The organism is Chitinophaga sp. HK235 (genome assembly GCF_018255755.1).
Classification (GTDB): domain Bacteria; phylum Bacteroidota; class Bacteroidia; order Chitinophagales; family Chitinophagaceae; genus Chitinophaga.
The window spans coordinates 2,816,371-2,835,511 of the sequence record NZ_CP073766.1 but is presented as its reverse complement, the minus strand read 5'-3'; the positions used below and the strand labels follow the sequence as shown (position 1 = coordinate 2,835,511).

The 19,141-nt window shown below is 39.2% G+C and carries 16 protein-coding genes and 1 tRNA gene; 15 read left to right on the top strand and 2 right to left on the bottom strand.

Annotated features, from left to right (window positions below):
- Window positions 1-228 precede the first annotated feature (228 nt).
- The 5 genes from KD145_RS09640 (at window position 229) to KD145_RS09620 (ending at window position 5,858) form a co-directional block, all read left to right on the top strand.
- On the top strand, window positions 229-3,009 hold the full coding sequence (locus KD145_RS09640; protein WP_212005680.1) for a TonB-dependent receptor: 2,781 nt from the start codon (window positions 229-231) through the stop codon (window positions 3,007-3,009).
- A 4-nt stretch (window positions 3,010-3,013) separates the two neighbouring features.
- Entirely contained in the window at window positions 3,014-3,763 is a 750-nt protein-coding gene (locus tag KD145_RS09635; protein ID WP_212005679.1) for a GLPGLI family protein, read from the top strand.
- Window positions 3,764-3,882: 119 nt separating this feature from the next.
- Window positions 3,883-4,131 (top strand): hypothetical protein, encoded by a 249-nt coding sequence (locus tag KD145_RS09630; RefSeq protein ID WP_212005678.1) that lies wholly within the window; start codon window positions 3,883-3,885, stop codon window positions 4,129-4,131.
- 398 nt (window positions 4,132-4,529) lie between these two features.
- A complete protein-coding gene (locus KD145_RS09625) occupies window positions 4,530-5,081 on the top strand; it encodes a hypothetical protein (RefSeq protein WP_212005677.1) in 552 nt (183 codons plus the stop codon).
- Window positions 5,082-5,321: 240 nt separating this feature from the next.
- The gene (locus KD145_RS09620) at window positions 5,322-5,858 is read left to right on the top strand and encodes an AAA family ATPase (RefSeq protein ID WP_212005676.1); all 537 of its coding nucleotides are present in this window, start codon (window positions 5,322-5,324) and stop codon (window positions 5,856-5,858) included.
- On the opposite strand, the gene KD145_RS09615 is transcribed toward KD145_RS09620, so the two are convergent.
- On the bottom strand, window positions 5,853-6,293 hold the full coding sequence (locus KD145_RS09615; RefSeq protein ID WP_212005675.1) for a thioesterase family protein: 441 nt from the start codon (window positions 6,291-6,293) through the stop codon (window positions 5,853-5,855). The two genes, KD145_RS09620 and KD145_RS09615, sit on opposite strands and share 6 nt — an antisense overlap.
- A gap of 271 nt (window positions 6,294-6,564) precedes the next feature.
- Between KD145_RS09615 and KD145_RS09610 the strand changes: the two genes are divergently transcribed.
- From KD145_RS09610 to KD145_RS09565, 10 genes are all read left to right on the top strand, one after another.
- Window positions 6,565-6,649, top strand: a tRNA-Ser gene (locus tag KD145_RS09610).
- A gap of 192 nt (window positions 6,650-6,841) precedes the next feature.
- Window positions 6,842-7,291 carry a hypothetical protein gene (locus KD145_RS09605; protein ID WP_212005674.1) on the top strand — a complete coding sequence of 150 codons (450 nt, stop codon included), beginning with the start codon at window positions 6,842-6,844 and terminating at the stop codon, window positions 7,289-7,291.
- Window positions 7,292-8,360: 1,069 nt separating this feature from the next.
- Entirely contained in the window at window positions 8,361-8,690 is a 330-nt protein-coding gene (locus tag KD145_RS09600; RefSeq protein ID WP_212005673.1) for an AraC family transcriptional regulator, read from the top strand.
- Window positions 8,691-10,288: 1,598 nt separating this feature from the next.
- Window positions 10,289-10,534 (top strand): hypothetical protein, encoded by a 246-nt coding sequence (locus tag KD145_RS09595; protein WP_212005672.1) that lies wholly within the window; start codon window positions 10,289-10,291, stop codon window positions 10,532-10,534.
- A gap of 509 nt (window positions 10,535-11,043) precedes the next feature.
- A complete protein-coding gene (locus tag KD145_RS09590; RefSeq protein ID WP_212005671.1) occupies window positions 11,044-11,289 on the top strand; it encodes a hypothetical protein in 246 nt (81 codons plus the stop codon).
- 195 nt (window positions 11,290-11,484) lie between these two features.
- A complete protein-coding gene (locus KD145_RS09585; protein WP_212005670.1) occupies window positions 11,485-11,724 on the top strand; it encodes a hypothetical protein in 240 nt (79 codons plus the stop codon).
- A gap of 873 nt (window positions 11,725-12,597) precedes the next feature.
- The gene (locus KD145_RS09580; protein ID WP_212005669.1) at window positions 12,598-14,124 is read left to right on the top strand and encodes a hypothetical protein; all 1,527 of its coding nucleotides are present in this window, start codon (window positions 12,598-12,600) and stop codon (window positions 14,122-14,124) included.
- 33 nt (window positions 14,125-14,157) lie between these two features.
- A complete protein-coding gene (locus KD145_RS09575) occupies window positions 14,158-14,658 on the top strand; it encodes a thioredoxin family protein (RefSeq protein WP_212005668.1) in 501 nt (166 codons plus the stop codon).
- A gap of 135 nt (window positions 14,659-14,793) precedes the next feature.
- Window positions 14,794-15,036, top strand: coding sequence for a hypothetical protein (locus KD145_RS09570; RefSeq protein ID WP_212005667.1), 243 nt, complete (start codon window positions 14,794-14,796; stop codon window positions 15,034-15,036).
- A 549-nt stretch (window positions 15,037-15,585) separates the two neighbouring features.
- Window positions 15,586-15,828, top strand: coding sequence for a hypothetical protein (locus KD145_RS09565; RefSeq protein ID WP_212005666.1), 243 nt, complete (start codon window positions 15,586-15,588; stop codon window positions 15,826-15,828).
- 351 nt (window positions 15,829-16,179) lie between these two features.
- Here KD145_RS09565 and KD145_RS09560 read toward each other — a convergent pair whose 3' ends face one another.
- Entirely contained in the window at window positions 16,180-18,837 is a 2,658-nt protein-coding gene (locus tag KD145_RS09560) for a S9 family peptidase (RefSeq protein WP_212005665.1), read from the bottom strand.
- Window positions 18,838-19,141 lie beyond the last annotated feature (304 nt).

Here is a 19,141-nt window from a genome sequence, read left to right as displayed (position 1 = left end):
TTATCTCAGGGTATTCTTCCAGCCATAACTACAAGCTAATAAATACCCTTTGCCTGCTAAAAGCCCCCGTGCTAACCCCCACCAATATAGCCCAGGGCTTTAGCCCTGGGACAAGATAAATAGGCTTTGTATTTAACAGATGTTTATCAGATGGCATATATTATTTTCCATTTTTATTGTGGAATTTGGCTGCCCTAGCATCTAGTACCAAACCCGTAGCAGCCCACGATGAAAAAACTATTGGCATTCATTATTTGTATGACCGCTATCGGCCTGTGTAAGGCCCAGCACGCAACTGTCGGCGGCCATGTGACTGACACATTGAATCACGTCCAACTCCCCAACACGGTAGTAGCCCTTCTTCATGCAAAGGACTCTGTCCTGTACCGGTATACCCGTACCAGTGAGTCGGGTAAATTTAAACTGGATAACCTGAAGGCGGGCAAATATCTCCTCATGATCACGTATCCCGCTTTCGCTGACTACGTAGAGCCGATAACGTTATCTGATACCAGCGTGGTAGATTATGGCAAGATCATGCTGACACTCCGATCCAGACTATTGCAGGAGGTAGTGATCCAGCAGAAAGTGGCTGCCATCAAGATTAAAGGGGATACCACCGAGTTTAACGCAGACAGCTATAAAACACAAGCCAATGCCACTGTGGAAGAGCTGTTGAAGAAACTGCCAGGTATCCAGGTGGATAATAAAGGCCAGATTACTGCCCAGGGTGAGACCGTCAAGAAAGTATTGGTAGATGGAGAAGAGTTTTTTGGAGATGACCCTACACTGGTTACCAAAAACATCCGTGCTGATATGGTAGATAAAGTACAGCTGTACGATAAGAAAAGCGATCAGGCTGCTTTTACCGGTGTGGATGATGGTCAGACCTCCAAAACACTGAACCTGAAACTGAAAGATGGCAAGAAAAACGGCTACTTCGGCAAAGTGGCTGCCGGTGCTGGTCCGCAGGGATTTCACGATAGCCAGGCCATGATCAATATGTTTAAAAAGAAGATGAAGATGGCTGCCTATGGTATCGTGTCCAATACTGGCAAAACGGGACTCACCTGGCAGGAACAGGATAAATATGGACAGAGTATGGCCGACAATGCCGTGGCAGATCCTTCAGGCGATATCTATTTCAGTGGCGCCAACGAGGAATTTGTGGGGTGGGATGGCAAATATGACGGTAAAGGATATCCGCTGGTACAAACCGGCGGCCTGCACTACAACAATAAATGGGATCAGGATAATAAGAGCATCAACGGCAATTATAAGTTTATGCAGCTGTTTATGGATGGAGATAATACCACCGCCACCAAAAACCTGTTACCCAACAATGCTTCCAGCTACCGCAACATGAAAGAACATTTCAACAATCATCTCCTTCGCCACCGGATGGACGGTAGGTATGAGGTGCAGCTGGATTCTTCCTCGTCCATCAAATTCGATTTCAACGGAGGGTTAAACAATAAAAAAAGCAACAGCATTTTCCAGTCGGAGTTCCTTGATGGTGACAGTGCCCTGGTGAACCGTAACAGCCGCAGGCTCACTACAACAGATGATACCCGGGAGCTGAACAGTAACCTGCTGTGGCGTAAGAAGCTGAAGAAGAAAGGACGTACCATCTCTGTTAACCTGTCTGAAAACTATTCCCGTAATAACGGTGACGGATATCTGTATTCTTTTACAGCATACTACGACAATGCTACAATAGACTCCACCCATCTGACCGATCAACGGAAAGTATTTAACGGTGAAAGCCTTAATGTGATTGGTAATGTTACCTATACGGAGCCCTTATCGAAATTGTCCAGTCTGGTGGTGAACTATGGCGTTAACATCACGAACAGCCGGTCGGACCGTACCTCTTTTAATATGAGCACTCCTGGCAAATATGAATTACAGGATTCTGCGTTCAGCAATAATTATACTTTTAACATGCTGACACATAAAGGAGGGCTGGCTTATGTTTTCATCGGTAAAAAGGTGCGCATCAATGTGGGTAACAATATTGGACTCACCAGCTATCGTCAGGAAGACCGGTACCTTCACTCCACAAATGACCGGAACTTTGTGAACTGGTTTCCCTCTGCCAGCTTCAGATACATTTTTCATCAGCGGCGTCGTTTTACATTCAACTATAACGGTAATACGCAACAGCCCAGTATGTTTCAGTTGCAGCCATTGCGCTCCAATGAAGATGATCAGGACGTGCGTGTCGGTAACCCCGGTCTGAAGCCCTCTTTCAATAATAGTTTCAGGATCGCCTACAGTGACTACCAGGTAATAACCGACCGAAACCTGTGGGTGAGTGTGTTCTATAGCACTATCAGCAATGCTTTCGGTGAGTCGGCTACCATCGATGCCAAAGGCAAACGGTTAACACAGATCGTTAATATTGATGGTAATGAAAATGCCGGCATGAACCTCAACATGGGATGGAAGGTGAGTAAAATCAATCTTGGTTATTATCTGCGGAGTTACTATTACCGCAATGCCAACTACATTGATCATCAGCTGAACATCACCCGCAGCCTGAATTCTACGCTGGGACTCAATGCATATACCAGTAAGGAAAAAAAGTATGATCAATTTCTCGCAGCAGATGTTACCTATAATACCAGCAAATCTTCTGTACAACGTAGTATCAGCACCAATTACTGGAGTGGCCACATCGGTTATTCCGCCAATATATTCCTGCCACTAAAGTTTGAGTTGCGTTCTGAAATCAATTACAACATCCGTCAGCAAACAGCAGTGTTTACCGGTAATAACAATGCCTTTATCTGGAATGCCAGTGTGAACAAGAAGTTTGGCAAAAAAGATGCATTGGAAGTGAATGTGTCGGTAAATGATATGCTTAACCAGAACATTGGTTTCAGTCGGTCTGTCAACAGTAACTTTATTACCCAGAACACTTATTCCACGATCGGTCGTTATGGTCTGGTAACGCTCACCTGGAACTTTAACAAAGCCGGTGGTGGTGCCGTTGCAAAAAATTAAGCTTATGAAAAAACTGCTCTTATATATCTGCTTATTGCTCTGCAGTGCAGCACAGGCACAACATACCATCTTTCTGGATAAAGGAAGAATAGAATTTGAAAAACGGCAGAATATACACTCGCTGCTGGACGAGATGTTGTCTGGAGAAGAAAGTGCCAGTTGGCGCGAAATGCAGAAAAAACAGATGCCTAAATTCAAGACTTCCTATTTCGATCTTTATTTCTCCGGTAATATCACCTATTATAAGCCCGGCCGTGAAGTGGAAGATAACTTCAAACAACGGGAATGGCCTGCTGAGGAAAATATTATTTATACGGATCTTGGTCAGCAGCACAGTATCTCCCAGAAGAAGGTGTTTGACAAGTTGTTTCTGCAGGATGATTCTACCAGGAACATACGCTGGAAGATCACAGACGAAACACGGAAGATCGCTGGATTTGACTGCAGAAGGGCCAATGCTGTGATTATGGATTCTATTTATGTAGTGGCTTTTTATACCGATGGGATTGTTACACCTGGCGGTCCGGAATCCTTTACTGGTTTGCCTGGAATGATACTGGGGCTGGCGTTGCCTCATGAACATGTTACCTGGTTCGCCACCAAAGTGCTGGTGGATGAAGTGAAGCCGGAAAGCCTGAAACCATCTGTGAAAGGCAATAGGGTAAGCAACACGGGTCTGAAGGATGTCATTACCAAAGCCCTCAAGGATTGGGGTGATTATGGGAAGGTGTATCTAAAGTCGATTTTATTATAGCAGTCTGTTGTGTTAGGACTCCTTAACAAAATTTTATGATAAGAAAATCTTAAAACCGCAGATCTGGCTATAAAAGGCTTCATTTTTGTTTCAAGCCATCGTACTAAAAAATTTTAACCATGGCTAGACAAACATTGCAAGCAGTAAAAAGTGAAATACAGGGACTGGCAATCGGTAATTACAGAAGTTATCCGGAGGAGTACAGTTCTACCGAAATCAGCACCCTCAGCAGTATTCAGTCATTGGCAAAAGGGTACTGGGATTGCAGAGAATATAAGGAAGTAGTGCGGGATGAAAAGCTGGGAATTCACCTGGAAGATTATCAGCTCTGGACAAGAGAAGCGCATGCTTTATTCATGAAAAACTAAGGCTCTTATTATAAGAAAAAAGCGATAAGTCGGGCACTGCCGGGCTTATCGCTTTTTTATTTTTTTATTTTTTTTCTCCGAAACTATTTGTTCATTTGTATTGTTATTCTACTTACCTTCGTAACCTTGTCTTCTTTTACATCTTCATAACTGATTGCCATCCTCAAGGGCCGGTGTTCTGACAGATACAGTCGGTACATCTTCAAGAAATTTAAATGAGATATTGTTAAATAACTACTGCAGCCGCAACGCTAGGAATATACCAGCCGTAGGTACGTACGGAACAGGGATATTTGTCGAGATGTGCATTTGTTACAATATGAAAAACCACCTGAGAAATGGACGTTTCGCAGCGGGCGTGCAGTTATTGCCGATAACACTAAAAAAATCCAGGTAACATGAAAAAGTCGATTTGTTTGTTGATGGTCCTCATAGCAGGACTGGAATCCTTCTCCCAAACCTCATCGCCATCCTTCGCCGACTCAGTGGTGTATAGCGAGCCCGATCTGGTTACAAAGATCTTTGGAAAAGACAAAGGTGCATTATTTGATGAGTTCCTGCAGATCTCACCTGTAGAACAAAAAGCTTTTACTGCCGCTTTCCTGGAGTACGAAGATGAAAAACGTCCCTGGCTGACTGAACGTATTGCTTTACTGAAAATGTACAACGAAGAATTCACCTGTCTTGATGAAAAGAAGATGAATAGTCTGACCAAACAACTGATTAATAATGATCTTGAATTTGGCCGACTGCAGATGCGTTATTTCCGACGGATGAACAAGCTGCTGGGCGCTACCAGAGCCGCTAAATTTTTTCAAATGGACAACTATCTGGAACAGTCTTCCAGAGCATATCTGCAAAACGATCTGCCCTTTATCAGAGCGCTGGAATCAGACCGTCAGTTTTCCAGTGCCAAACCGGTAACATCCGGTAAACCGGGTATTTACTAAAGAACGTGGAGCAGCAAGGACCCACCCGTCTGTTGTTTTTAACTCACCGTTATTTGTTCCCCAATTGTTTCCATTATTGTTCCCCAAAGCTATCATCTAGAGATGATTGATGTTCGTCCATTGTTTGTTTCCCTTTATTTTTGTTCCCAGGGCTTAAGCCCTGGGCTAATATGGGTGATATTGTAGCGATTATTTTTTACCTTTGGAGTCGTCTCTCTCTCTTTAATTCATCATTTATTTATGACTAAACGAAACGGGTATGTATTTACCGGTGGCCCTGGTGCGGGCAAAACATCGGTGATTACAGCCTTAGAGGAATTGGGGTATCCGGTAGTGCCGGAATCCGGCAGGCAGATTATACAGGAACAGATGGCTAGTGGAGGGCGGGCGTTGCCTTGGGTAGATAAGGTATTGTTCCGCGACAGGATGCTCAGTACAGCGTTGCAGGACTTTGAATCAGTAACAACCAGCGATAGGCCGGTGTTTTTGGACCGCGGCATTCCCGACCTGGTAGGTTATTCCAGGCTGGAGCAGCTGCCGGTGCCGGCAGCATTACTGCAATATGCCGTACAGCTGCGGTATAACCAGCGAGTATTTATCTTTCCACCCTGGGAAGAGATCTACCAGAGGGATACGGAGCGGCAGCAGGATTATGCTACCGCAGTGTCCACTTACGAGGCCATGACTGCGGCATATACTGCCAGCGGCTATGAGCTGCTGGTAGTCCCTAAAGCCAGCATTGCCGCCAGGGTAACTTTTATCCTTGAAAGATTATGAAGTGATTTCCACAAAATCCTCGCTGCGGGGGATGGCTTTGAATTTTTCCATCAGCTCGGGTGGGAGTGTGCCCAGTTTGCGGTGGCGGGTATCTATCCAGGCACCGTCTACATTGACAACCGCTGATTTGGTGCCATCGCCCCGGAATATTTCGTGGCGGATAGACCAGCGGGAGCCGTCGGGTCTGCATTTGGTCATCTCACAAGAAACCTTTACTGTGTCATTCGGGTTTATTTCGCGGAGGTATAACAGTTCCTCACGGAACAGGATAGGCCCCAGCTGCAGTTTCAAAAATTGTTTGGCATCCATGCCCACTTTATCCAGCAGGGCCAGCCTCGCCTGTGCTGCAAAGTCTGCATAGGCGGAGTGACGCAGGTGCATATTGGCGTCTATTTGCGACCATAATACAGGTCCTTCAAAGAATATGTTGTTCATCCGCTAAATTTAAGGAAAATGAAAATGCCAGCATTCGCCTGCTAATAGCTATAAATGGGTGGTTACCGGCCATTCGGAGATAATTGACTGTAATTCAGATTGCTATATAAGGATAAAAATGTGGTCATGGCCAAATCGGCTACCATGGCTGTGTTGGTTGTGTTTTAGCCGCTATTTATTAGCAGGGGCGGATGATCCGGGTAGAAAATTTTTTAAAAAACCGGGCAGAAAATTTTTTTTAAATCATTTCCTTTTATACATTTGCGCCACTGGAGAGTTGGCAGAGCGGTCGATTGCGGCAGTCTTGAAAACTGTTGACTGTAACAGGTCCCGGGGTTCGAATCCCTGACTCTCCGCTAAGCTTTAAGCTCAGTTGTTGCAAAACAGCGGGGCTTTTTTCTTTTATACCCATATCCCGGAAAAATTTTAGCCCAAATATTCACGATGAAAAAAGTCTTACCATTCTTACTCGTATTGTTATCTACCTTTTTATTTTCCTGCAGTAAAAAAAGCGTGATACCGCACCCAACGGAGATGGCAGCTGGAAAATGGGCGCCTACACTTATGTGAGAGGAACATCCTCCCAGACATCCGGGCCCAGCGGCAACGGTAACACCATTACCGCCATTGCAGCCAGCACCGTAGGTACCGGTGGAAGCTACGGCGTTTTCTCCGGCAGCGCCCTCACCATCACCTTCTACAGCAACCTGGGTGAAGGAAAGTATACCCTCGGCAATACCGAAATGATGGTGGCCAGCCCCGCAGCAAAAATCATCAGCATCAGCTGCACTATTGGTACAGCAGTGAACACCGGTGCTGTGCTCTACGCTTTTGCCGGTGGCGCCTCCGCAGTTACTGTGGACGTCACCAAAGACAGCAACGGAAAGTATCATATCAGTATGCCTGCCGGTGCTACGCTTACAAAAAAAGTAGTCGTCCAGGGCGGTATCGCGGATGCAAAAGACACCTATGAGCTGACGATTAATAATGTTTATTAAAAATAGTTGCTGGTAATAGGGAGATCCCCCGGTTGGTGCCGGGGGATTTTTTATGGAAGTTGCTGAAAGGACTTTGATGTTTGCCGGATGATGTCTTGGCGAACGACCTGGTTGGTAACTATTCGGCCGGTGCAATCACCAATATAGATTACTGAGGAGGTAGTGTGTTGGATTGTAACCCTACCGCGCTGTCTTCTAGTTGTTGCCAGAGCAACTGCTTTAGCGGAAAAGTAGCTATGTCTATAGTTCCGTATGCAAGGGGAGCTGATTTTTACCGAAATAGTACATTTTTTGATCAGCGTTTTATGGCTGTATTCGGAAAGTCATATGCCAAGGTGGTCCACAGTTTCATAAATTAGGAATAAAATGGTTGGCGATGAGGCTTGCAAACAAGATCGGGCTAAAAGTATTGTAGTAATTGTATAAGTTGTATTTAGGAGATGCTCGTTAAAATTTTCCTTTTGTGGTATTGTTTTTTGTTAGGTTATAAGTTTTCCTAACTAAATGAAGTTTTTTTGGATTACATAATGATATTTAAGATTTGTTGGGTTCCCTGAAGTTTCTTTCTGTTGGTAATAAAAGAGGATAATATACAACCTGCATATATGGTTGGTCGCTCATGATGATCCGTAAGTCAGCACGCCATGTATAATTAGTCAGGCTTCATCAGGAAGTGTACGTAGTCACTGGGAATGTGTTGCGGGTCTGCATATGCCCGGTTTTATCCAAACAGTACTTGTACGAATATACGGAAAGAAGCTATACTCCAGTGTTAGATCCTATCGACTAAGAAAGACATATTGTCTGTAGTCCTATATGTCGAGCAATATGGCTTTGTTCTCTGTTTATGGTGAAAGAGGGGGCTCTTTCTGCCTTATTTTTGCTGTGTGATTTGTTTGATAAAACGCTTTGTGCGACTATAATGCAGGCGGAAATGGTTGCTTAAAAAAGTTGTGTCGATTGTTGAAAATAAACGAAAAAAGTGTTAACTTTTAATTGCGATTTATAGCTAGACTTTAGAGTAACGCTCATCGCGGACTTATTGCCAATACCCTCATAACCATAATTGATGAAACTTACAAAGTTCCAGGAGAAAGCTATTATTAAGACCAAAGCATTTATCGACGAAGAACCCCCAAAAAGAATAGATATACAACACCTGGTCAGTTATTCAGGTCTTAGTGAAAGCAAACTTACAAAAGGATTCAAAATTCTCTACCAAACTACTATTTATCAATACCAACTGGAGAAGGCAATGAACTATGCAAAGACATTGTTAGATGACAATCATCAGGTGAAAGAGGTGGCAATAACGCTGGGGTATAGTACTTCCGGAAGTTTTGCACGGGCGTTCTATAGAGTGTTTCAGGAGAGGCCGGGAGAGTATAAGTTGCAATGAAAATAAACTTGTGTTAACTATTTCCAATGAAGGTAGTGATTCTGTATATAATATTTGATAGGAGCTGGCTATAAGAGCCGTTTCTTTCAGATTTAGATAGTTCTATTTATGGTTTTCTTACTGATATTTTACTGTTAATAATTAGTGATAGTTTAAGTTTATATTCGGAGTTCATGTAATCCTTGAAGTTATTGACTATGCTTCTTGTTAGGCCTTTCTTTCATTGATGATGATAGTTTTTTAATGAGTAATGAAAAGGAGCAAAATATCCCTCACTGTTAAATTGCATAATTATGAAAAGAAAATTAGTGTTTTTGTTGTCAGTCGCTGTTTTAACCGTAGTTATTACAACTACTACCATTAGTGCTGACCCGAATAGCAGAGTCTATGTTAGGGATCCGGATAGTCCTTGGAATTTTAATTGTATACTTTCTATTAATGCCACACTTACTGGTTTTTCTATGCCTATTACTGTTACTTATGCCAGTGTTATGTTTGGGTCGTCTTGTGAGGAGATTCATAGTGTTTATACTACGACTTGATTCTAGGTGGTCAGAAATGTTGTGGCAAAAAGTTGCTTTGGTTGCTTTATTGAAAGGGTAGAAAAGTAATCTGTTTTATGGTGTTGTTTCAGAGAATTCATCAGGCATTTGTGTCCTAATTCCTGATGTGAAATAGCTATGATTTAATCTTGCAGTTAGGATTGGTTTTAAGTGTATTCGATTTTTATTGACCCTTTAAAACTATTAGCATGGATGTACTATCAAGGGCAGTAGTTGTGGGAAGGGAGAGTTCGAAAGTTTCAATAAGAGAGTAGGTGATTATTAATTCTATTAAAAAATTCAATAATGAGGAAGGTAAAATTCTTATCAGCGGTTGTCGTAGTGGTATTGTGTGGTGCTTTTGCTGCATCTCAGGCAGATGTTAATTCTCGTGTGTATGTTAGGGATCCTATGCATTCTGATGTGCCAGTGTGTCCCATAGGTGTCAATGCTACTCTGTTGCCCAATGGGTCATTTTTTACTGTTACTTATGCAACTCTGGATCGGAATGCTGAGTGCCTTGATCTTTACACATTTTATACTACTATCTAATCAATGTAATAGTACGGGGTCGATGGAAGGATTTGTTCCTTGGGATTCTTTGTTGAAAAAGTGTGTCAGGAAGAAATTAGAAGTGAAATATTATTTAGGAAGAGGGGTTTGATTAAGTACAGTTTTTTTTAAGTATAGACTTGGTTGGTGATATAAGGTGCTTCGGAATGGACTTTAGCCCCGTGGCCTAATGTTCATAATGGTAGAGATACTTTTGCTTCATACTTATTGATCTGTTGTATTAATGTAGTGCCTTATGCGGTGTTTTATACTAATCACGGTCCTAAATAAGTGTTTACTTCAACTGTTGGCGAGAAGCCGGTTTGCAGGCAGGTAATTGATAGTTTCATTTGCAGTAATTGATTTTTATTGAAATAGAAAAATCACAATATTCTGAATCACGCTTGTTTAATGGTACCTAAGATAATCGTGATTAGAAAGGGAGAAGCCGAAAACCCCAATAAAAGAGTAGGTAATTATTAATTTTCTTCAAAATTTTCAATCATGAAAAAAGTAAAATTGTTATCAGCTGTTGCTGTAGTTGCATTGTGTGGTGCTTTTGCTGCTGCTCATGCAGATATTAATGCTAGAGTGTGGATTAGGGATGCTGCACATCCTGAAAGGACTAACTGTCCTGTAAGCATTAATGCTACTCTTCTGCCAAGTGGATTGCCATTTACTACTACTTTTGCAACTTTGGATCAGAATGCTGAATGTCCTGAGACTTTCAGTCTTTATACCACTATCTAATTAATGTGATAGTGCAATGTTGGGCCGATGGAAGGTTTTCTTCCTTCGGCCCTATATGTAGTAAGAAACATGTTGAGAAGAAATTAAAAGTGAAAAAATTCTTTGGGAGTAATATTTGCGAAAGTGTAGTTGTTTTTTTAGTATAGATTCAGTTAATGATATAAGGTGCTTTAGAATGACTTTAATCCTGTGTACTAGTGTTTATATCGGTGGAGATAATATTGTTTCATACTGGATGATTTTTTGTGTTAATGTAGTGCCTTATACAGCGGTTTATACTAATTGTGGCTTTAACGAAGTTTTTACTTCAGCTGTTGATGTAAAGCTATTTTAAAGCCTTTAAATAATGGTTTCGTTTGCAGTGATTGTTTTTTATTAAAATAGAAAAATCAAAATATTCTGAATTTCGGTTGTTTGATGGTACCTAAGATTATTGTGTTTAGGAAGGGAGAAACCGGAAATTCCAATAAAAGAGTAGGTATTATTAATTTCCTTTAAAATTTTCAATCATGAAAAAGGTAAAATTGTTATCAGATGTTGCTGTAGTGGCATTGTGTGGTGCTTTTGCTGCTGCTCAAGCAGATATTAATGCTAAAGTATGGGTTGGGGATCCTCTGCATCCTGAAAGGACTAACTGTTCTATAAGCGTTAACGCTACTCTGGCGCCAAATGGATCACCATTTACTACTACTTTTGCAACTCTGGATCGGAGTGCTGAGTGTCCTGATATTTTCACTCTTTATACCACTATCTAATCAATGTGATAGTGTAATGTTGGGCCGACGAAAGGTTTTCTTCCTTCGGCTCCTTTATTGCAAAAAAGTTTGTCAGAAAGAAATTAGAAGTGAAAGATTTCTTAAGAGGTACTTTGGAATAAAGTGTAATTCTGTTTTTTAGCATCATTTCGGCTAAACTGCTTTGTAAATAAATTTTCTTCTAAATTTTCACTCATGAAAAAAGTAAAATTGTTGTCAGTTGTTGCTGTAGGCGCATTGTGTGGTGCTTTTGCTGCCGCTCAGGCAGATGTTAATGCCAGAGTATATGTTAAGGATCCCGGCCGTCCTGATCAGGGTTGTTTCTTAATTATTAACGCTACTCTTCTGCCAAATGGATCACCATTGACTATTACTTTTGCCACTCTGATACCGGGTGATCCTTGTCAGCTTGTTACTCTCTATAGCACAATATGATCAATGTATTGGTCTAATGTTGAGTCGGTGGCTGATTTTCTTCCTTTGGCTCCTTTATTACAAAAAGTATGTCAGAAAGAAATAGACTAACCCTCACTAAAGCTTAGGTTGTTACCCTGGAATGAGATATGTTCAGTAACTTATTCATGAATGCCGGCTCTGTCTTGCTCTGGAGGAGGTCGATGATAACAGGACCAAAAGAAGTTCACAGGCAAACGGTATCTGTGAATGATTTAACTGGATCATCTAGGATGAATTCTTTAACGATTTTATTTCGTAAGAAAATCTACAACATACTGGAATAGCTGTGGGATAACCTTGATGCCAGGATAAACGAATATAGTCGTAATGGAACATATACAGATAAGTATTTCTTTGGAAGGGTATCTTTACAGATAAAGAAGAGCGGCCGGACAACAAACCATCGGCTGCCTCGTATTTTAATCCGACTGTTGGGTCGAATCGAGACTTTTGCCGTTAAACTGAATTAATACCTCATGTTATTCGTTTTTAGTTGTTGAATAACGGTTTCTGTTGCTTGATTAATGTTGGTGGCTGTTTAGTAGTTGTGTAATATTGTATAAGTTGAAATGCCTTTAAGGATGTGTGTAGTTGGATGTTGTGGTCTGGTATTCCATGTATAGTTATGAAGCCCTTTTTGTTTGAATTCTAAAGTCTTTTTCCTGAAAATAATTGCAATTCTATCTATGACATAATGTAGATTTATGGATATTGTAATCTTACCTATTTGGTGAAGGCCAATTTTTCCTATCATCTTTGTTTAAAATAACATACTCTGATAATGTAATTTCCTGTGGTATTAGATGCTACTTTTTTATAAAATTCATTATTAGTATTAAGACCTCCTTATTTATGGAAGAAAGATTTGAATCCTCAAAAATTACAAGAATGTCTGATTCAGTTTCATTTGGTAGTTTTATATGGAAGAATAAATTCAATAGGTCTGTTGTTGTTGTATGTATTCTTTCTATGTTGTTTCTTGTTGGACTATTTAAATATTATTATCCGTTCGCTGGATTTATTAATGGAGATTCATATGCATATATAGTTAGTGCCGCAAATAATTTGAAAATTGATACTTATCCCATAGGGTATCCGAAGTTTTTAAGATTGTTTAGTGTATTTTCTTCTGATGATACAACATTGGTAGTTTTTCAGTACTTGTTTGTACAGCTTAATGCATTGCTGCTTATACTTAGTTTATTTTATTTTTATCCGCCCTATAAATGGATATTTATTTTGACAGTTGGGTTGATGACTTTGAATCCGGTCATTCTATATTTGGCAAACTATGTCAGTAGCGATATTATTTTCCTAGGTTTAAGTTTGTGTTGGTTGACTCTTTTAATATGGATATTACACCGTCCTTCCTGGTGGTTGATTTTTGTACATGCATTGATCGTAACCATTTCGTTTTTGGTAAGATATAATGCTTTGTTTTACCCTCTTATTTCGCTGTTTGCGTTCTTTCTAAAAAGGGATCATCTTAAACTTAAGCTGGTAGGGATTGGGGTGGCTGGATCACTGATTGGGGTGTTTGTGCTGTTTACTTCTCTTCAATATAAAAATTTCTCCGGGAAGGCCCAGTTTTCTCCCTTTTCCGGCTGGCAGTTGGCTAATAATGCGATGTATGCGTATAAATTTATTGACTCTGCAGATCGTAAAAAGGTCCCTGCTAAATTTGCTGAGTTAGATAAAGATGTTCGTAACTATTTTGATAGCACAAAAATATGGTACAGACATCCTGAAGAGATGATCATGGCTGGGACGCTCTATATGTGGTCACCTAAGTCCCCATTGCGAATTTACATGGCCGAAAAATATAAGAATGATTCTACTATAAGTGATCAAAAAAGGTGGGCGCAAATGGGACCTTATTATGAGGCATATGGAAGAGAGTTAATTAAAATGTATCCTGCCACTTTTGTGAAAAAATATTTATGTATTAATTTCTTGAAGTATTATGCCCCCCCGATTGAATTCTTAGGTGCTTATAATAGCGGTATTGATACTGTTAGGCCGGTAGCTGTACATTGGTTTGGGTACTCGTCTACGAAGATAAGTGCAAAGGCTAGTGGTAAACAGGTTAATGTATTAAACTATTATCCAATTATTGTGGGAGCGACAAATGTGATTTTTGTTATGATGAGTATAGTTTTTTTGATTTTTGGCGGAAGAAGATCAGGAAATGGGTTCTTTCAGGTTTGGATGCTCGTGACTGCTTTTTGGATAATTAATTTATTATTCAGTGTTTATGCCTCTCCTGTTGCATTAAGGTTTCAGGTATTCCCTTTTATGCTCTGTTTTATTTTTAATCTGATGTTGTTGGACTATGTATTAAAGGCGCCTGATAGTAAGGATAAATCTCTTGTTTCTTAGGGGAATATTTTCTTTCAGTTCTAATTTTTTGCTATGAAATATGCTTGGGTGTTAATCGTTGTTGCTTTTTTTTGCTATTGTGGTCAATCTGGCAGCCATGGATTGAAGGAGGGACTCAAAGTAAAAATCGGAGATAGTATTCCATCAGTGGATCTTCTGATGTTAGATGGGGCTACTGTAATGAATACTAAGTCCTTGTCAAAATATTCCTCAGTTGTTTTTGTTTTTTTTGACCCGTATTGCCCGTTTTGCAAAAAGGAAACAGAAAGCATTGTGAAAAGTTTAGATGATTTTGGTAAGACGCAGTTCTGTTTTTTAAGTATAGCTTCGGTTAATGATATAAAGGTATTTGAGAAGACTTTTAATCTTGATCAGTATCCTAATGTTCATATTGGTAGAGATACTCTGGCTTCGTACTTGTCGCTCTATCGTATTAATGTGGTGCCTCATACAGCGGTTTATAGTAATCATGGCCTTAAGGAAGTTTTTACTTCAGCTGTTGATGCAAAGATCATTTTGAAAGCTATTAATTGATGGTTTCGTTCGCAGTAATTATTTTTTATTGAAATAAGAAGTGTACCATGCTCTGAATTTCGCTTATTTAAGTGTATCTAAGATAACCCCAATAAAAGAGTAGGTAATTATTGATTTCCTTCAAAATTTTCAATCATGAAAAAGGTAAAATTGTTATCAGTCGTTGCTGTAGTTGCATTATGTGGTGCTTTTGCTGCTGCCCAGGCAGATGTTAATGCTAAGGTATATATTATTGATCCTTTACGTCCTGAGCTAGGTTGTTTTGTAGCTGTTAATGCTACCCTTCAACCCAATTTATCTCTGATTACCACTACTTTTGCAACTTTAGATAAGTGGGGGTGGTGTCCTGATGTTTATCGCCTTTATGCCACTCTCTAATCAATGTAGTGGTATAATGTGGAGCTGATCAATGCTTTTCTCCTTTATTATTGGAAAAGTATGTCAGAAATAAATTTGGAATGAATGTTTCCCTGGACAGTAATGTTTTGACTAGAGTGAAATCGCTATGGCCAGGATGATTATTGCAATGGGTACTGATAATACGGTTTATGGTTAGCTTAGGTCCAGTATTGGATTTTACAAATAGGGCTTTTCATTTCATCGGTGGGTGTGCGATGTACCTTATTATATACCTTGATACTTTTAAGGAGCATCTGGAGGAACCTGAAGTGAAACCTCTGGCTGGTGAACTATTTTACTCAAGTTATTATTGTCCGTTTTTGTTTTCTTGGATTCTTGGTGCTCACTTTGTAAGACGCTGTTTGTTAATAGTTTCGTTCCCGCTAGTTTTTTCTTGAAATAAGAAATGCACAATATTCTAATCTCGGTTGTTTGATGGTACCTAAGATAATCGTGATTGGAAGGGGAGAAGCCGAAAACCCCGATAAAAGAGTAGGTAATTATTAATTTCCTTCAAAATTTTCAATCATGAAAAAAGTAAAATTGTTATCAGCTGTTGCTGTAGTTGCAGTATGTGGTGCTTTTGCTGCTGCTCAGGCAGATATTAATGCTAAAGTATATGTTATCGATACTTTACATCCTGAACAAGGTTGTGTTGTAGCTGTTAATGCTACTCTTCAGCCTAATGGACATCCAATAACTACTACTTTTGCAACTCTCGATAAGGGTCTGCCTTGTCCTGATGTTTTCACTCTTTATACCACCATCTAACCAATGTAATGGTGTAATGTGGAGCCGATGGAAGTTTTTCTTCCTTCGGCTCCTTTGTTGTTGCAAAAAGTATGTGAGAATGTAATTAAAAGAGAAAGATTTCTGAAGTATCCCCTTCAAATTCGGTGGCTTCTGAAAAGTTGAGAAGCAGTTTGTTTTCTGATGCTGATAGAGAAAATCGATAGAAGACTTATGTTTTAATGCCTGGTGTGATCTGCAATTCTTTATATTTCCAATACAGGTTGCGCTCTGATCTTCAGCAATTATGCATGCCAGGCGATTTACTTAATACGCCAATTATATTTAACGATTAATTCTTTATTAAAACCATGGAAGATTTTCAGGCCAATCTCAGTCCGTAGAATTAATATGGCTCATCATCCAATTGGGTTCCGGGTAATCCTTTAAAAAATAATCCATGAATTCGTACTTCTTCTTTTTATAATCTGTTATACTTTCCAGATTTCTCATTCCATGATCCTCTCCTTCATATGATAAAAACCATACCGGTTTCCCTAATTTTCTTAATTGTATAAATAATGCCTGACTTTGATATACTTCAACTTGCCTGTCAAGAGGGTTATGTAATAATAGTAGAGGCGTGCTGATATTTTGAGCTGAATATAAAGGAGAATTCTCAGTATAAATATCTGGACAATTCTCAATTGATTTTTTCGATTTGAAAATACCATTTTCAGTAAATGAAAATCTATCAGTGCCATTTCTGCCTATAGTAAATGTAAAAGCTACAAAATCACTGACCCCGGCTTCTGATACTGCGGCAGTTATCGGCCATTTGAGGTGGGTGATGGCGTAATTAGTTTCCCATCCTCCAAGGCTTGATCCTGTCAGGGCAACTTTTTTTAAATTTATGAATGAATAGGTAGATAAGTGGTTTAGTGCTGCATATAGTGATTGTAACACTCCTTCACCAGGTTTTTCGGGAAACAAATATATGTCAGGTCGATAAACGATATACCCATTGCTTACCCAGTAAGCAACTTCTGCATACTCTCCGGTAATATCAGGATCAAAGAATACATTTAAACGATTGCTGTAGTTGCTATAGTAGTTTATGATAATTGGATACTTTTTAGAAGGATTGAAATTCTCTGGTTTGTAAAGAACCCCCTGACATTTGTTCCCAACACTATCCTGGTAGGTATGAAGTTCAGATGTCATCCAGTTGTATTTTTCCTGCGGTTGCTGATTTGATAGTCTTTTGAATTGCCTGAGATCTTTGCTGTAGAAGTAATTGGGGGCATCTTCACATGTTCCTTTTTTGATTAGATATCCATTATGGTTTTGAGATTCACACAATTCGATTGATCCAATCCCTTCATAGTTATAGAATAAACCTTGTCCTATTGAATTGGATTGTTTTGAGAGAAAGACCATTCCCCACGGTTTTTTAAGGGACATTGAATGAAAACCCATTTCTTTTGTGTCCCAGTTAAATGACTTTAAAGTCATTTTATCCTTTGAATTATAGCGACGAATGTTTTTTTCATATCCATTTTTTTTATTTTCAATGGGATAGATGCTTGTATTGTTTTTTTTTCCAAAGCCTTGTGTTAGGTTGACAGGCTCTTCTTTCCCTGCTAAATCAAATGCCCATATATCATAGGAATCACTGATTAGAACCTGATTCTGGTCTTGAATCCAACCTACTACTTCCGTAGGATAATTTTCCGGATGTGCTAAATCTGTACAGTTTTTGTCAATTAATAGGGTTCCCACTTTTTTACTAAGGCATATTTCTTCATGCGTTTTTGTATTGTGAGAATAGTATTGTCTGGTTTCAGCTTTATAATAGACTAAATATCTATGATCTGATGAAAAGGCGAAGTTTGTAACTTTGCTTCGGCAGTTACTATCTATAGGATATTTTTCTCCGGTATTAATATCGCACAAACCATAGCTGAAGTTGTATAAATAATATGCATTTGTATCCAGATTAAAGTTGTATTTGTAAACGAAGAAAGGGCTTTCTTTGTCACTAAAACTTATGTCATCTATTTCTTCTCCTGGATTTAGTAATTTCTTAAATTTCGCATCCTTTATTGAAATAGCGGATAAATAATTTCTTGGGGTGAAATTTTTAAAACCCAGGAGTGAAGATCCTTTAAAATAGCTTGACAGGTATAGGTCTTTATACGACCATATTTCAGGGTTGCTGGATTCATTTTTTTTTCTGTCAGGTTCCGTAAGGGTAAAGATGATCAGGCTGTCATTGGGACTAAAACGCCAGAATTTATCACCTGATATGATCAACTGATTGTCTATATTTTTGCTGTTTATTAATACTTTCGCTTTCTTCTCCATAAAATTGTAAACCCAGATCTCACGTTTTGACTGGTTGCGAGTGATAAAAGCCATTTGATCGCAGCGGTTCGAAAACAAAAAATTGGATACGCTACCAGTGTCATGATATATTTCACCTGATTTTTGGTCCTTTAGAGATAGAAAACTTACCCTACTTACAGCCGCATTGGGTTGTTGTTGATCAATTATTATCGAACTTTTGTTTGGGCTGATGATAAATTGTTTTACGGAATCAATTTCTTTTAGCAGTTTCCCATTAGCTAATTCCAGTGTTAGCCTGTTTTTATATTTAGACTTGTATATTATACCTTTAACACCATCACTGTCGAAAAAAAAATAACTTTGAACACCTGGTATTTTTCGAACCTGTTTTTTTTCAAGATCAAATATTATTAGGGTGTCTAAAATTTTCCCTGCTACTGTTTTGCTATCATCGGAGAATGATGGGGCTGAAAAATCAATGAATTTTTTTTCAAAATCGCTACTTGTTGATTGAATGACTAAAGTATTTTTTCCAACTGGTAAGTTGACAATGGAATAAAATACGTACTTGCCATTATTACTTATATTCCCATAAGTTACATAGTTCCAGCTTTTATAACTTTCGATATTAATGGGTGGTTTTTGTGCATTTGAAAAGATTGACTGGAAAATTATGAGGGAAGACAGGAGTACTTTTTTCATGAAGAATAGTTTAAATTAAACTCTGGTTGAATATACGAAATATGTAGTATAGATTTTGTAAACTGCATCTTTGTTGCAGTTGATAATCAGTTTAGTATATTTATCCATTGTGTAATTTGTTGACGATTGTATTAATATGTTTTTCCTTGTTTAGATGGCCCTGATAAACTTATGAAGGTAGTATTGTTTTCTGGTGTTTAGACACGAGTTTAAGCCACTTTTCTTTCGGTTTATGAGAGTTAATGGAGACAGATGATATGGTGTGTGAATATAGAAATTTGATCTTATTTATGAAGGCATTATA